Source organism: Mesorhizobium sp. M1C.F.Ca.ET.210.01.1.1 (assembly GCF_004791585.1).
Lineage (GTDB): Bacteria > Pseudomonadota > Alphaproteobacteria > Rhizobiales > Rhizobiaceae > Mesorhizobium.
In genome coordinates, this window is record NZ_SRUU01000005.1 from 64,893 (window position 1) to 79,352 (window position 14,460).

General features: G+C 63.2%; 13 protein-coding genes. 7 read left to right on the forward strand and 6 right to left on the reverse strand.

Going from position 1 to position 14,460, the window contains the following annotated elements:
* Positions 1–71: 71 nt before the first annotated feature.
* The 3 genes from EN853_RS07465 to EN853_RS07475 all read right to left on the reverse strand — a co-directional run bounded on the left by EN853_RS07465 (position 72) and on the right by EN853_RS07475 (position 3,953).
* Entirely contained in the window at positions 72–968 is an 897-nt protein-coding gene (locus tag EN853_RS07465; RefSeq protein ID WP_127858900.1) for an SH3 domain-containing protein, read from the reverse strand.
* A 258-nt stretch (positions 969–1,226) separates the two neighbouring features.
* Positions 1,227–2,513: an FAD-binding oxidoreductase gene (locus EN853_RS07470; RefSeq protein ID WP_127858901.1), complete on the reverse strand. Its 1,287-nt coding sequence runs from the start codon at positions 2,511–2,513 to the stop codon at positions 1,227–1,229.
* A 6-nt stretch (positions 2,514–2,519) separates the two neighbouring features.
* On the reverse strand, positions 2,520–3,953 hold the full coding sequence (locus EN853_RS07475) for a glutamine synthetase family protein (protein ID WP_127859066.1): 1,434 nt from the start codon (positions 3,951–3,953) through the stop codon (positions 2,520–2,522).
* 131 nt (positions 3,954–4,084) lie between these two features.
* Here EN853_RS07475 and EN853_RS07480 point away from each other — a divergent pair, with 131 nt between their 5' ends.
* On the forward strand, positions 4,085–4,825 hold the full coding sequence (locus EN853_RS07480; protein ID WP_245516848.1) for an HAD family hydrolase: 741 nt from the start codon (positions 4,085–4,087) through the stop codon (positions 4,823–4,825).
* Positions 4,826–4,939: 114 nt separating this feature from the next.
* Here EN853_RS07480 and EN853_RS07485 read toward each other — a convergent pair whose 3' ends face one another.
* The 3 genes from EN853_RS07485 to aceA form a co-directional block, all read right to left on the reverse strand.
* Positions 4,940–5,302 carry a response regulator gene (locus EN853_RS07485; RefSeq protein WP_348631565.1) on the reverse strand — a complete coding sequence of 121 codons (363 nt, stop codon included), beginning with the start codon at positions 5,300–5,302 and terminating at the stop codon, positions 4,940–4,942.
* A gap of 313 nt (positions 5,303–5,615) precedes the next feature.
* Positions 5,616–5,858 carry a hypothetical protein gene (locus tag EN853_RS07490; protein WP_127858903.1) on the reverse strand — a complete coding sequence of 81 codons (243 nt, stop codon included), beginning with the start codon at positions 5,856–5,858 and terminating at the stop codon, positions 5,616–5,618.
* A 50-nt stretch (positions 5,859–5,908) separates the two neighbouring features.
* Positions 5,909–7,198 carry an isocitrate lyase gene (gene aceA / locus EN853_RS07495; protein ID WP_127858904.1) on the reverse strand — a complete coding sequence of 430 codons (1,290 nt, stop codon included), beginning with the start codon at positions 7,196–7,198 and terminating at the stop codon, positions 5,909–5,911.
* Between the two features lie 247 nt (positions 7,199–7,445).
* Here aceA and EN853_RS07500 point away from each other — a divergent pair, with 247 nt between their 5' ends.
* From EN853_RS07500 to EN853_RS07525, 6 genes are all read left to right on the forward strand, one after another.
* On the forward strand, positions 7,446–8,894 hold the full coding sequence (locus EN853_RS07500) for a helix-turn-helix domain-containing protein (protein WP_127858905.1): 1,449 nt from the start codon (positions 7,446–7,448) through the stop codon (positions 8,892–8,894).
* Positions 8,895–9,060: 166 nt separating this feature from the next.
* On the forward strand, positions 9,061–10,011 hold the full coding sequence (locus EN853_RS07505; protein WP_127858906.1) for a DMT family transporter: 951 nt from the start codon (positions 9,061–9,063) through the stop codon (positions 10,009–10,011).
* A 338-nt stretch (positions 10,012–10,349) separates the two neighbouring features.
* Positions 10,350–11,447: a polyamine ABC transporter substrate-binding protein gene (locus EN853_RS07510; RefSeq protein ID WP_127858907.1), complete on the forward strand. Its 1,098-nt coding sequence runs from the start codon at positions 10,350–10,352 to the stop codon at positions 11,445–11,447.
* A 77-nt stretch (positions 11,448–11,524) separates the two neighbouring features.
* Positions 11,525–12,664, forward strand: a complete 1,140-nt coding sequence (locus tag EN853_RS07515; RefSeq protein WP_127858908.1) for an ABC transporter ATP-binding protein — start codon at positions 11,525–11,527, stop codon at positions 12,662–12,664.
* A gap of 9 nt (positions 12,665–12,673) precedes the next feature.
* Entirely contained in the window at positions 12,674–13,636 is a 963-nt protein-coding gene (locus tag EN853_RS07520) for an ABC transporter permease subunit (RefSeq protein ID WP_127858909.1), read from the forward strand.
* Positions 13,633–14,451, forward strand: a complete 819-nt coding sequence (locus EN853_RS07525; protein WP_127858910.1) for an ABC transporter permease subunit — start codon at positions 13,633–13,635, stop codon at positions 14,449–14,451. The genes EN853_RS07520 and EN853_RS07525 overlap by 4 nt, the downstream gene beginning before the upstream one ends.
* Positions 14,452–14,460: the final 9 nt, after the last annotated feature.

Sequence of the window (14,460 nt, forward strand, 5' to 3'; positions counted from 1 at the left end):
AACTTGCCCGCAAAAAGCGTCGGACGGCTGCTCGCCGGTGATGGGATCCGCTGACCGGTTTCCGATCGAGCTCAGCCGCCGTTCTTGACGTAGGTCTTGTAGACCCAGCCGCGCTTGCCGTTATAGACGATCTCGCACCATTTTTTGCAGCTTATCACTTGCACCGAAGTTTTAGCGGGCACAGTGAGAATGGCAGCCGCTTTCTGTTTTGGACCTGCTCGCATCGTCACCGCCCGCAGGATGCGCCCGTTGGCGGCCGCGCTTGCTTTTTCAGGGTTAGGTTTCCCCTGGTCCTCGGTTGCCGCCGACTGATCGTCGGGAGCCTGCGGCTTTGCTGCCGGGATCGCCGCGGTCTGAGCGCCGTCCATCTTGTCTTCGGCTTTTTGCCCGATTGCCGCAGGTGTGTCGTCGGTGGGGGCGGGTGCCGCGACCTCGGACAACGCGCTGGAGGCATCGTTCCCGGCGGCGGGTTCGGCGTAAGCCGCAACGGCTGGCTTGTCGGCCTGCCGGGCCGGCGGGTTGGCAGCCGGGGCAGGCGCAGCCTCGGCCGAAGCGGGCACGGTGTCGGCGCCGGGAGCGGTCCAGCGTGGATCGTTGGGTGCCAGGGCGGGAATGGAGGCTTCGCGTTTCGCAATGGCCGGTGAAACCGCATCGGCCTTGCGCGCCGCTTGCGGCGCGGCCGCCACGGATACGTCGGCGTTCGCGACGACCGGTGTGATCTTCGTCGTCTTGACGGAGACCGCCGGGACGGCTTGCGCTGCGCCGGCAACAGCCTGCCGGTCGTTGGCGGGCAGGGCAAGCCACAGCGCCACCGCTGCCACGCCAAGCAGCGCCACGGTGCCGACGGCCGCGATCACAAGATGCGCGTTCGACTGCAGGCCCTGCCAGAATGATGGCCGCATGTCATAGCCGAACTGTATTGAAAAGCGCTGTCGTCCCAGCGCGCCGAAACTGAAGGGCTCGTTCACTCAGACCACCTCCAACAACCGGGCCGACGTTCTTTCGATCTTGCCGCAAACAGTTGGCGGCTGGCGTCGGTCCCGAAATTCCAGCGGGCAGGCCCGCGCAAATCCCCGTTTTATCGCCCAGAACTAGCATCTCTTCCCGCCGATTGTGGCATGAGTGCGCCTTTTTGTGAAATTTCCTGCATTTGTTAAGGATTCTGCAACACGCCGCAGATGGAGCGCCCTCCATCGAATCAAGCACTTCCACCGAAATGCTCGACGTCAGATCCTGTCGCGCAATGCGAACCAGCTGAGCGCCAGGAAGAGCAAAGGTGCGCGGAAGCGGCGGCCGCCCGGGAAAGCGGGAATCTTCAGGTCCTCGATCATCTTTAGCCGGTCGCGGTTGCCGGCCACCGTCTCGGCATAGAGCTTGCCGAAGAAGTTGGACAGCATGACCCCGTGTCCGGAATAGCCGCCCATCGAAATCACCTTCGGCATCACCTCGCGCACGAACGGCTTCCTCGGCACGGTGATCCCGACATAGCCGCCCCAGCCATGCGTGATCTCGACGTCCTGCAGCGCCGGATAGAGTTCCGCGATCTGCCGGCGGATGTGGATATGGATGTCTTTCGGATCGTTGACGGCGTACACCTCGCGGCCGCCGAAAAGCAGCCGCCCATCCTTCGACTTGCGGAAGTAGCGCACGACGAAGCGGGAATCGTCCACCGACTCGCCGCCCGGCAGCACCTTGGATGCGGCGCCAAGCGGCGCGGTCGCGCCGATGAAGGAGCCGATCGGCATGATGTGCGCCGCGCTCACGGGCTCCAGGTTGCCGCCATAGGCATTGACCGCGATCAGGCATTTCTCGGCTGAGATGGTGCCTTTCGGGGTGGTGACCCGCACCTTGCCGCCGCTCGAGGCAATCCCGGTCGAGGGCGACCGCTCGAACAGATGCGCGCCCGCTGCGGCGGCCACCTTCGCCGTGCCGATAACCAGCTTCAGCGGGTGGATATGTCCGGTGCCGGTATCGCGCGTGCCGCCGAAATAGCGCGTCGAGCCCAGCCGCTCGGTGGTCTCGCCGGCATCCATGAAGGAGATGTGCGGATAGCCGAAGCGGCTCGCCATGATCTCGGCATGGGCCTTGTAGTCGTCGATATAGCGCCGCTTGTGCGCCACCGACAATTGGCCCGGCATGTAGTCGATCTCGATTTCGTTGGCGGCCGCGAAGTCCAAGAGATGCGCCTTGGCTTCTTCCGCCAGATCGAACAGCGCCTTGGCGCGGGAGAACCCGTATTCGGCCTCCAGTTCCTCGGCCCAGGCGCGCTGGCCGGTGCCGAGCTGGCCGCCGTTGCGCCCGGATGCGCCGTCGCCGAAGCGGTAGGCATCGATGAGAACGACATTCGTCCCGGCTTTGGTCAAGTGCGCCGCGGCCGACAGGCCGGTGAAGCCGCCGCCTATGATGACGACATCGCACGTCCGATCGCCATCGAGCGAGGGGTACTCGGGACGGAGCCCAGTCGTATCCTCATACCAGGAACGGCCAGGCGAAATCGGGGATTGATAGTTCATGATAGGTCAGACGTTGAGAAGCAGATATTCCCGCTCCCACGGGCTGATCACTTCCATGAATGTCTCGAACTCTGCTCGCTTGATAGCGGCATAAGTGGCGGCGAAGGATTTGCCGACAATGGCGCCAAGCTCCTCGTCGGCTTCGAAGAGGTCGACGGCCTCGAGCAGGCTGCGCGGCAGGTCGATCTCGTCCTCGTTGGCGGTCGTCAGCACAGGCGGCTCCGCCTTGACCTTGTTGTTCATGCCGATCAGCCCGCAGGCAAGCGAGGCGGCGAGCGCCAGATAGGGATTGGCGTCCGAGGACGGGATGCGGTTTTCGACGCGCCGCGCCGCAGGATCGGAGCGCGGCACGCGGAAGGCTGTCGTGCGGTTGTCGTAGCCCCATTTGTTGTTGACCGGCGCCGACGCGGCCTGCGTCAGCCGGCGATAGGAATTGACGTAAGGCGCAAGCATCACCAGCGCGTTCGGCACATGCTTCTGCATGCCGCCGATGAAATGGAAGAACGCATCCGTTTCAGAGCCGTCCTCGGCCGAGAAGATGTTCCGGCCGGTCTTCTTGTTGAGCACCGACTGGTGGATGTGCATGGCCGAACCCGGCTGGCCCTGGATCGGCTTCGCCATGAAGGTGGCATAGATTTCGTGCTTGAGCGCCGCCTCGCGGATCGTGCGCTTGAACATGAAGACCTGGTCGGCGAGCTCGATCGGATTGCCGTGGCGCAGGTTGATCTCGAGCTGGCCGGCGCCTTCTTCGTGGATCAGCGTGTCGATCTCCAGGCCCTGCCGCTCGGAGAAATGGTAGATGTCGTCGATCAGCTCGTCGAACTCGTTGACGCCGGCGATCGAGTAGCCGGCGCCGCCGCCGATCGGCCGCCCCGAGCGTCCGACGGGCGGTGTCAGCGGATAGTCCGGGTCGGGGTTCTTGCGCACCAGGTAGAATTCGATCTCTGGCGCCACGACGGGCTTCAGGCCGCGGTCGTCATAGGCGGCCAGCACGCGCTTCAGCACATTGCGCGGCGTGAATTCGACGGAGCGGCCGTCCTGGTGGACGAGGTCGCAAATCACTGCCGCCGTCGGGTCTTCTTCCCAGGGCACGACGGTCAGCGTCGAGAGATCGGGGAGCAGCTTCAGGTCGCCATCATCCTCCGGGTAGTGGAAGCCGTTGCCGTCTTCCGGATAGCCGCCGGAAATCGTCGTCATGAACACTGCCGAAGGCAGCGCCAGCGAGGTGTTGGAGGTGAATTTCTTCGACGGCATCATCTTGCCGCGGGCAACTCCGGCCTGATCCGGCGTGATGCATTCGATGTCCTCGATGCCGCGCCATTCCAGCCAGGCGCTGGCTTCCTTCCAGTTCTTCACACCGCGTTCGTTCTTCAGGAAGGCAGGCGTGCGGGCGCGTCCCCCCCGGCTCGACGGACGGACTTCCTTTTTTTCAGGCGGCATCATTCACCAGATTGTGTTGCGGATTTCGAAGTATAGCCGGGGCCCGTGGGGGAAGGGAAGGGGAGGCGCGGGTTCGTCGCAGCGAAGCACCGTCCGTCTTGCCGCTGGCGGCGCGGCGCAACAAGGTCTAGATGAGCCTACATATGATGGGTCTGCACATGTCGGCTCCACGTTTGACCACGATCGGCTTCGATGCCGACGACACGCTATGGCAGAACGAGCAGTTCTTCCGCATGACCGAGAAGCGCTTTGCCGCCTTGCTGGCCGAGCACGGCGACCATGAGCATATCGCGGCAAGGCTGCTCGAGGCGGAAAGGCGCAACCTCGGCCTCTACGGCTTCGGCATCAAGGGCTTTACCCTATCGATGATCGAGACAGCCATCGCGGTCACCAACGGTGATGTGCCTGGTTCAGTCATCGGCGAAATCCTGGCTGCAGGCCGCGAGATGCTCAGCCATCCGATCGAGCCGCTGCCGCATGCGCGCGAGACGGTCGAGAAGCTGGCGGGCTCCTACCATCTGGTGCTGATCACGAAGGGCGACCTCTTCGATCAGGAGCGCAAGCTTGCGCAGTCGGGAATGGGTGATCTCTTCGATGCCGTCGAGATCGTCAGCGACAAGACCGCCGCCACCTATGCCCGCATCTTCAGCCGTCATGGCGAAGGTCCGCAGAGCAGCATGATGGTCGGCAACTCGCTCAAGTCCGACGTCATCCCGGTCATCGAGGCCGGCGGCTGGGGCATCCATGTGCCGCATGAATTGACCTGGGCGGTCGAACATGCCGAGGCGCCTGTTGCGGCGTCGCGCTTCCGGCAGGTTGCCGACCTTGGCGAGCTGCCGGCGCTGGTCGAGACCATCGCACGGGCCGGCTGAGCGGCGGTTCAGAGCAATTTCAGGAAAAGGGTTGAACGGTTTTCCGGACCGGATCCGCGCAAGACAAACAGTAAGAGCAGTTCGGCGTTTCCTCGAAAGGCGAACCGCTCCGGTCTAGCTGCGGCCGACTAGGCGATCGATCACCGGTTGCAGCCTTTCGGGCGTGATCGGCTTGGCAACCACGGCGTCCACCACGCTCGACAGGCCGAGGCTGCCCGGGGTGCCATTCCTGGTTGAGAGCAGGATCACGGAAGGCTGCGCCTTGCCGGATGCGCGCCGCAGCGCGTCGATGCTGGACAACAGCCCGTCGCAATCCTTGTCGTCGGGCCCGCCGTCCAGGATGACTGCGCCGGGGATCAGGCCGGACAAGGCCTTCCCGGCCTTCTCGGGCGACTCGGAAATCGGCTTCAGCCCCGATTTCTCCACGATCTTCGACACCACGACCCGGTTGATCGACGATTTGCCGACCACGAGCACCTTGGAGAAGTCTGCCGGCAACCGGGCAGCCGTGGCGCGGTCCGCCGGTTTGAATGGTTTTCGAGGGTCGTCACGATCGGCGGGAGACATATTGGGCGGACGCTCTGGTTCAATGCAGGGTTGAAACCTGAGCGCAATTGGCGCGAGATCGCCAGCGGTGTCAAGCTGAAACGGTGGAAAATGAGAATATAGCAAGAATTTCTAAAATTCGGCGCAAGTTCTCCCTATCATCACAAGCCGAATTCGAAAAAGCCGAAAGTCTCCCGAACGTATAGTGCCCGGGAGACACTCGCGGAAGATTGTTGACGTTACGTCAACTGTGACTCTGGTGGGTGACGATCACTGGGATCAAAAGATCACCCCAGTTGCCGTCTCCACCGTGGTGCCTGGCCGAACGCACCAGCTCCACGGACACGCCCGCCTCCACCGCCTTCATCACAGACTGGTTGAGCCTGTGCAGGTCGTTGGCAAGCATGCGGATCGTCGCCTGCTGGTCGACGCTCATTGCGCTCGATTGTTCTTCGGCCCGTTCCTTGACTCGGCTTATCGATGCCATTGGTCTTCTCCCTGACGTAAATGCCCTTCGGGCGTTTCCTCTTGATCTCGTTACTCGGCCGCCGGCCTGAACTGCGCGTGCTCGGTCGACTCATGCATGGCGGTGGTCGAGGACTGGCCGCCGGTGATCGCCATCGAGACGGCATCGAAATAGCCGGTTCCGACCTCGCGCTGATGCTTGGTCGCAGTGTAGCCATTTGCCTCCGCCGCGAACTCGGCTTCCTGCAGCTCCGAATAGGCCGACATCTGCCGGTCCTTGTAGCCACGCGCCAGTTCGAACATGCCGAAGTTCAACTGGTGGAACCCCGCCAGCGTGATGAACTGGAACTTGTAGCCCATAGCGCCGAGCTCCTTCTGGAACTTCGCGATCGTTGCGTCGTCCAGGTTCTTCTTCCAGTTGAACGACGGCGAGCAATTGTAGGCGAGCAGCTTGTTCGGATGATGCTTGCGCACACCTTCCGCGAACTTCTTCGCCTGCGCCAGATCAGGCTTCGAGGTTTCGCACCAGATCAGGTCCGCATGCGGCGCGTAGGCGACGGCGCGCGCGATGCAGGGCTCGATGCCGTTCCTCACATGGTAGAAGCCCTCGACCGTGCGGCCGGCGTCGTAATCGACGAAGGGCCGGTCGCGCTCGTCGATGTCGGAGGTGAGCAGCTTTGCCGCCTCCGCGTCGGTGCGCGCAACCACCAGTGTCGGCGTGCCCATAACGTCCGCTGCAAGGCGGGCCGCGTTGAGGTTGCGGATGTGCGCCGCGGTCGGGATCAGCACCTTGCCGCCGAGATGGCCGCACTTCTTCTCCGACGCCAGCTGGTCCTCGTAGTGGACGCCGGCGGCCCCGGCCTCGATGAAGGCCTTCATGATCTCGAAAGCGTTGAGCGGTCCGCCGAAGCCGGCTTCGGCATCGGCGACGATCGGCGCGAACCAGGTCTCGACCGAAAGCCCCTTGCCTTCGGACGTCTCGATCTGGTCGGCGCGCTGCAGCGTGCGATTGATGCGCTTGACCAGCTCCGGCGCCGCATTGGCCGGATAGAGCGACTGATCCGGATACATGGCGGACGCGGTGTTGGCGTCGGCCGCGACCTGCCAGCCCGACAGATAGATCGCCTTCAGACCCGCCCTGACCTGCTGCATGGCCTGGTTGCCCGACATGGCGCCGAGCGCATTGACGAAATCTTCCTCGTGGATGAGTTTCCAAAGCCTGCCTGCGCCCATTTCGGCAAGCGTATGGCGAATCTGGACCGAGCCGCGCAGACGTTTCACATCCTGTGGCGAGTAGGGCCGTTCGATTCCGTCGAAACGGCCTTCCGGCGCGGACGGGACGAGGTTGTAAAAATCAGTCATCGGTTGCTCCAGATCGGTTCTGCTGTTCGGATGGCGCCTTCTTCTGAGTCATTCCGGCGCCGTTGATCTGTGACATTGTTTACACCGCGACGCAAAGAGAGCCAGGAAAACCGTAGATTTCCGGGAAAAATAAGGGAAAACCTGTATTGTGTTTGACAGGCGGACGCTGTAAATTTGTCATGATTGTAAAAGGACGCCTCACTGCAAACCGCGTAGCTTCATGTAAAATCTTGTCAAGGACAGCCGATTGGCCGACCAGAAAATCTTCGCGGGGCCGCGCATCCGCCGGCTTCGCAACGCCAAGGGCCTGACCCAGACGGCGATGGCCGAGGGGCTGGGAATCTCGCCGTCCTATCTCAACCTCATCGAGCGCAACCAGCGGCCGCTGACGGTTCAGCTGATCCTCAAGCTGGCCTCCGCCTACAAGATCGACCCGCACGAATTGCAGGGCGAGAGCAAAGGGTCGATCGCGGCGCTGAAGGAAGTGTTCGGCGATCCGCTGCTCTCAGGCGAACTGCCGGGCGACCAGGAGCTGATCGATCTCGCCGAGATCGCGCCGAACGCTTCCGCCGCGATGGTGAAACTGTTTCGCGCCTATCGCGAACAGGCAGAACGGCTGTCGGATCTCAATGAGCTCCTGGCGCGGGAGGGCAGGGCGACCGCATTGTCCGGCACGCGCCTGCCTGTCGATGAGGTGCACGAGGTTCTGGAACGGCGGCCCAATCACTTCGCCGCGCTGGAAGAGGAAGCCGAAGCCTTCATTTCAGTGCTCGATCCGGGCGATGACCTGTTTGGCGCGCTGAAGGCGTGGCTGAGGCGCGAGCACGGCATCGTGGTCAAGGTCCTGCCGGTCGCCACCATGCCGAACTGGCGCAGGCGCTACGACCGCCATTCGCAACGCCTGTTCCTGTCGGAGCGGCTCTCCCCCTTCGATCAGTTGCGCGAAGTCGCCATGGAGGCCAGCCTGATGCGCATGACTGTGGCCGTGGCGGGCGAGATCCAGGCATTGAAGCTCGGCACCGACGAAGCGCGCCGGCTCGCCCGCTTCGAGCTTGGCCGCTATGCCGCGCACGCGCTGATGATGCCCTATCAGGCCTTTCATGCGGCCGCGATCCGCGCCCGCTACGACATCGATGTCCTGCGGTCCCGTTTCGGCGTGTCCTTCGAACAGGCGGCAAACCGCCTGACCATGCTGCAGCGGCCTGGCGCGGCCGGCGTGCCGTTCTTCATGCTGGAGGTCGACAATGCCGGCAACCGCTTCCGCAAGGCGGGCAGCCTGGGCTATCCGCAAAGCCGTTTTGGCGGCGCCTGCCCGAAGCTTCCTGTCCATGCCGCCTTTTCGCAGCCGGGCCGGATCCTGGTCGAGGCGGTGGAAATGCCCGACGGCGCCGAGTTCCTCTGCATCGCCCGCACGCTCGAAGGGCCGCAAGGCGCCTTCTCCGAGCGGCCGCGGCGCACAGCGCTTCTGCTCGGCTGCGACATCGGCTTTCGCGACGAGATCGTCTACAGCGCGGCGCTGCCCGGACCGTCCGCCGGCAAGGCCGCGCAGGGTATTGCATTCGCAACGCCGGTCGGCCCGGCCTGCAGGCTCTGCGAGCGCGCCGGCTGCCTGGCGCGCGCCGAGCCGCCCGTGACCCGCCCGCTCGGCCTTGATGAGATGGTGACGGGCCTTAGCGCCTTCGATTTCCAGGGATAGCCGTCGCCCAAGCGTGTAGCGGCTTAGCGGCCGTCATCGGGCTTTGTCCTACATTTCAGCTGGTGCTGGATCACGCCGCGCTCCAGCCTTTGCGCTACGCGAATGGGATATAGCATCGCCGTCCGTGGTGGATCGTGCCGCCCGCAAATTGCTGACAGTCCCGTCTATGACCGATACCGCTTCGCCCCGCCTTGCCTTGCCTGCCGTCTCGCCGCGCGAGGAGCGGATCGGCATGCTGCTGGTTTTCCTGTCGGCGCTGATGTGGAGTTTTGGCGGCACTATCGCCCGCTTCATCCATCTCGGCGACAGCTGGACCGTGGTGTTCTGGCGCTCGCTCTGGGCGGTGGCCTTCCTCATAGCCTTCATGCTCTGGCGCGATGGCGTGCGCGGCACATTGAGACTGTTCCGCGGCATGGGCCTGCCGGGGCTCGGCGTCGCTTTCTGCTTCGCCACCGCTTCTACGAGCTTCGTGGTGGCGCTCGCCTACACGACGGTGGCGAACATCCTATTGATGCAGGCCGGCGTGCCGCTCCTGGCGGCCTTGCTCGCCTGGTTGCTGTTTCGCGAACGCGTGAGCCCGGCCACCTGGATCGCCATTGCCGCGGTCATCACCGGCGTTGCCATCATGGTCTCGGAATCCCTTGGCGGCGCCGTCTCGCCGATCGGCGACGGGCTGGCCTTGCTGATCGCGGTGATGTTCTCGACGGCGACCGTCATCACCCGGCGCTTCGCGCATGTGCGCATGGTTCCGGCCACCTGCCTCGGCGCGCTGCTTGCCTGTATGTTCGCTGCCTCGCAGGCTTCGCAATTCGCCGTTTCCGGACGCGACATGGGCTTCCTGTTCGCCTTCGGTGTCCTCAATCTCGGCGTCGGCCTCGCCTTTTTCGCCATGGGTGCGCGATTGGTTCCGGCGGCCGTCGCGGCGCTGCTCGGCACGTTCGAGCCGATCCTTGGGCCGATCTGGGTCTGGCTGGTCCATGCCGAAGTGCCGTCGGCGCGCACCATCGTCGGCGGCGCCGTCGTGGTCACCGCGCTGCTCGTCCATATCGGTTTTGAATTCAAGCGGCAGACGCGCCCCGAGCGGCCGGGTGTCACCGGCCTGCCGTCGCCTAATTGAAGTTGGGGAGTCTTCCCCCATTGACAACCCCGTTGCCGGCCGGGCAGGCTGCAATTACGGCAACAACAAGACAGGCGTATCTTGCCAAGTGTCTCCGCCGGCCTCACCGGGGTCGGACAACATTGTCATATCTCTGCTTACGCCGCGGCGAACGCCGCTGACGCCCGGATAGCTTCCTGGAAGGGATGCAAGGGCCGCAACTGCCGCTCAACGATCCGGCGCAGCGCCACGCGGGCGCGCCTGTCGCTCTCCGGAAAGCTCAATAATCTGAACCAAACGCCGTCCCGCGCTCCTAACGCGACGGGCCGGCAGGGGAACACTCACCAAAGGAGAACATCATGATCCGCAAAGCGCTTTTGCTTTCGGCGACCTCGGCATTTCTGACGCTCTTCACGGTAGGCGGCCATGCCGACGACCGCGTCGTCAACGTCTACAACTGGTCGGACTATATCGACAGCTCGATCATCGATGATTTCACCAAGAAGACCGGCATCAAGGTGGTCTACGACACCTTCGATTCCAACGAGATACTGGAGACGAAGCTGCTGGCCGGCGGCAGCGGCTATGACGTCGTCGTGCCCAGCGCCAACTTCCTTGCGCGCCAGATCCAGGCCGGCGTTTTCCAGAAGCTCGACAGGTCGAAGCTGCCCAACATCTCCAACATGTGGGATGTCATTTCGGAGCGCACCTCCAAGTACGATCCGGGCAACGAATACTCGGTCAACTACATGTGGGGCACGGTCGGTCTCGGCTATAATATCAAGAAGGTGCAGGCAGCACTTGGCACCGACAAGATCGACAGCTGGGACGTGTTCTTCAATCCGGAGAGCCTCGCCAAGCTGAAGGATTGCGGTGTCTATGTGCTGGATTCGCCGGCCGATATCATTCCGGCGGCGCTGAAATATCTCGGCCTCGACCCGAACAGCACCTCGCCCGACGATATCGCCAAGGCCGAGGAAGCGCTGCTGAAGGTCCGGCCCTATATCCGCAAGTTCCATTCGTCCGAATACATCAATGCTCTGGCCAACGGCGATATCTGCCTGGCGGTCGGCTGGTCGGGTGACGTGTTCCAGGCGCGCAACCGCGCCGATGAAGCCAAGCAGGGCGTCGAGATCGGCTATTCGGTGCCAAAGGAAGGCGCCCAGATGTGGTTCGATCAGATGGCGATCCCCGCCGATGCACCGCATGTCGCCGAGGCGCTTGAGTTCATCAACTACATGATGACGCCGGAAGTCATCGCCAAGTCGTCGAACTACGTGCTTTACGCCAACGGCAACAAGGCTTCGCAGCAGTTCGTCGACAAGGCTCTGCTGGAAGACACCTCGGTCTATCCGGACGAGGAGACGACCAAGAAGCTTTACACAGTGCAGCCATACGATCCCAAGACACAGCGCATCATCACGCGTACCTGGACCAAGATCGTCACTGGCCAATAAGCATTGAGAAGCGGCCCCGGCAGCCAGCTGCCGGGGCCGCGTTCTTTTGCAGCACCAAGAAAGAACGGAGTGGGGACATGAAATCGCTTGGCAGCATCCGCAGGGATTTCGCGCCGTGGAATGATCCGAACGCCAAGCCGTATATCCAGTTCGACAAGGTGACCAAGAAGTTCGGCGACTTCACCGCGGTCAACAATCTGTCGCTGACCATCTTCGAGCGGGAATTCTTCGCCCTGCTCGGCGCCTCGGGCTGCGGCAAGTCGACCTTGCTCAGGATGCTCGCCGGCTTCGAGGAGCCGACCGCGGGGCGCATTCTGCTCGACGGCCAGGACCTGCGTGGCATCCCGCCCTACAAGCGGCCGGTCAACATGATGTTCCAGTCCTACGCGCTGTTCCCGCATATGACCGTGGAGAAGAACATCGCCTTCGGCCTCAAGCAGGAGGGTATGCCCGCCGCCGATATCGAAAAGCGCGTCGCCGAGATGCTGCGGCTGGTCAAGCTCGAGCAGTTCGCCAAGCGCAAGCCGCATCAGCTTTCCGGCGGCCAGCGCCAGCGCGTGGCGCTGGCCCGCTCGGTCGCCAAGCGGCCGAAGGTGCTGCTGCTCGACGAGCCGCTCGGCGCGCTCGACAAGAAGCTGCGCGAGGAGACGCAGTTCGAGCTGATGGACCTGCAGCAGGAACTCGGCCTCACCTTCGTCGTCGTCACCCACGATCAGGAAGAAGCCATGACCATGGCCGACCGCATCGCCATCATGGACAAGGGCGAGGTGATGCAGGTGGCGACGCCGGCGGAAATCTATGAGGCCCCGACCTCGCGCTTCGTGGCGCATTTCGTCGGCAATGTGAACATGTTCGAGGGCAAGGTCGCCGAGCGGGCGGCGAACACCACGCGCATCACCGGCGCGACCGGGGCGCAGATCGTCGTCGAGAACGCCGCCGACACCGCCATGGGCGCCGACATCGTCTTCGCGATCCGACCGGAAAAGATCAGGGTCTCGTCGAAAAAGCCGGCCGATGCCGTCAATGCGCTGGAGGGTGAGGTCTATGATGTCGCCTATCTCGGCGACATGACCGTCTTCCACATCAAGCTCGATGACGGTCAGATGGTGCGGGCCAGCGCAATGAACGCCTCACGCGTCACCGAGGATCCGCTGACCTGGAACGACCGCGCCTGGGTTTCCTTCCGGCCGGATGCCGGCGTCGTGCTGACCAGGTAGGAGCGGGCCATGACCAACATCGCCGCCGCCGCTTCTCCGCCAGCCGAAACCGCCGCCTTGCCGACTCGGCTGGCGAAAGGTTTCGTCGACCGCCTCGTCATCATCGTCCCCTACCTCTGGCTGCTGTTTTTCTTCCTCGTTCCATTCATCATCGTCTTCAAGATCTCGCTGTCGCAGACGGCGATCTCGATGCCGCCCTACACCCCCGTGCTCGATTTCAGCGAAGGCATTTCCGGATTCTTCGCCGGCTTCCGCGAGCTGAACTTCGACAACTACACCTGGCTCACCCAGGACGCGCTCTACTTCAACGCCTATGTGACCAGCCTGATCATCGCGGCCATCTCGACGCTGCTGACGCTGATCGTCGGCTATCCGATCGCCTATGGCATGGCGCGCGCCCCGGCGACGATCCGGCCGACCCTCTTGATGCTGGTGATCTTGCCGTTCTGGACCTCGTTCCTGATCCGCGTCTATGCCTGGATCGGCATCCTCAAGCCCGAAGGGCTGCTCAACCAGGTGCTTTTGTCGCTGCACCTCATCAGCCAGCCGCTGGTCATCCTCAACACCTACACCGCGATCTTTATCGGCATCGTCTATTCCTACCTGCCCTTCATGGTGTTGCCGCTCTACTCGTCGCTGGAGAAGATGGACTATTCGTTGATCGAGGCGGCGCAGGATCTCGGCTGCCCACCGACCGGCGCCTTCTGGAAGATCACCTTCCCGCTGTCGCTGCCGGGCGTGATCGCCGGCTGCCTGCTGGTGTTCATCCCGGCGGTCGGCGAATTCGTCATCCCGGATCTTCTCGGCGGCTCGCAGACGCTCATGATCGGCAAGACGCTGTGGAACGAGTTCTTCGCCAACCGCGACTGGCCGGTCTCGTCGGCGGTGGCGGTCATTCTGTTGCTGGTGCTGACCGTTCCGATCATGTTCTTCCAGCAGGCCCAGGCGAAAGCCCAGGAGCAAGGCAAATGAACGCCACCTGGAGCCGCTTCAACATCACCTCGATCGTGCTCGGCTTTGCCTTCCTCTATCTGCCGATCGTTCTGCTCATCGTCTTTTCCTTCAACGAATCGAAGCTCGTCACCGTCTGGGGCGGCTTCTCGACCAAATGGTACGTGTCGCTGTTCCACAATCAGGGCCTGATGGACGCCACCTGGGTGACGGCCCGCGTCGGCGTCATCTCGGCCACAGTGGCGACCGTGCTTGGCACGCTCGCCGCGATCACCTTGACGCGCTATACGCGCTTCAAGGGGCGGGTGTTGTTTTCCGGCATGGTCTTCGCGCCGCTGGTCATGCCGGAAGTCATCACCGGCCTGTCGCTGCTGCTGCTGTTCGTGGCCGTCGGGCTCGACCGCGGCTTCTTCACGGTCACGCTTGCACACATCACCTTCACCATGTGCTTCGTCGCCGTCGTCGTGCAGTCGCGCCTGGTCTCCTTCGACCGCTCGCTGGAGGAAGCCGCTATGGACCTCGGCGCGCCGCCTGTGAAGACCTTCTTCCAGATCACGCTGCCGGTCATCATGCCGGCGATCATCTCCGGCTGGATGCTGGCCTTCACGCTGTCGCTCGACGATCTGGTCATCGCCTCCTTCACCTCCGGCCCGGGCGCCACGACGCTGCCGATGAAGATCTACAGCCAGGTGCGCCTCGGCGTGACGCCGGAGATCAACGCAGCCTGTACCATCCTGATCGCGGTGGTCGCGGTCGGCGTGATCATCGCCTCGATCGCCAACAAGCGCCGCGAGGTCCAGCGTCAGCGCGACGAGCAGGCGGCACAGCGCGGGTAAGGCATTTAA

Coding starts and splice junctions, on each gene's coding strand:
- EN853_RS07470 (WP_127858901.1), bottom strand. CDS start 2,513: ATGAACTATCAATCCCCGATTTCGCCTGGCCGTTCCTGGTATGAGGAT.
- EN853_RS07475 (WP_127859066.1), bottom strand. CDS start 3,953: ATGCCGCCTGAAAAAAAGGAAGTCCGTCCGTCGAGCCGGGGGGGACGC.
- EN853_RS07480 (WP_245516848.1), top strand. CDS start 4,085: ATGAGCCTACATATGATGGGTCTGCACATGTCGGCTCCACGTTTGACC.
- EN853_RS07490 (WP_127858903.1), bottom strand. CDS start 5,858: ATGGCATCGATAAGCCGAGTCAAGGAACGGGCCGAAGAACAATCGAGC.
- aceA (WP_127858904.1), bottom strand. CDS start 7,198: ATGACTGATTTTTACAACCTCGTCCCGTCCGCGCCGGAAGGCCGTTTC.
- EN853_RS07505 (WP_127858906.1), top strand. CDS start 9,061: ATGACCGATACCGCTTCGCCCCGCCTTGCCTTGCCTGCCGTCTCGCCG.
- EN853_RS07510 (WP_127858907.1), top strand. CDS start 10,350: ATGATCCGCAAAGCGCTTTTGCTTTCGGCGACCTCGGCATTTCTGACG.
- EN853_RS07515 (WP_127858908.1), top strand. CDS start 11,525: ATGAAATCGCTTGGCAGCATCCGCAGGGATTTCGCGCCGTGGAATGAT.
- EN853_RS07520 (WP_127858909.1), top strand. CDS start 12,674: ATGACCAACATCGCCGCCGCCGCTTCTCCGCCAGCCGAAACCGCCGCC.
- EN853_RS07525 (WP_127858910.1), top strand. CDS start 13,633: ATGAACGCCACCTGGAGCCGCTTCAACATCACCTCGATCGTGCTCGGC.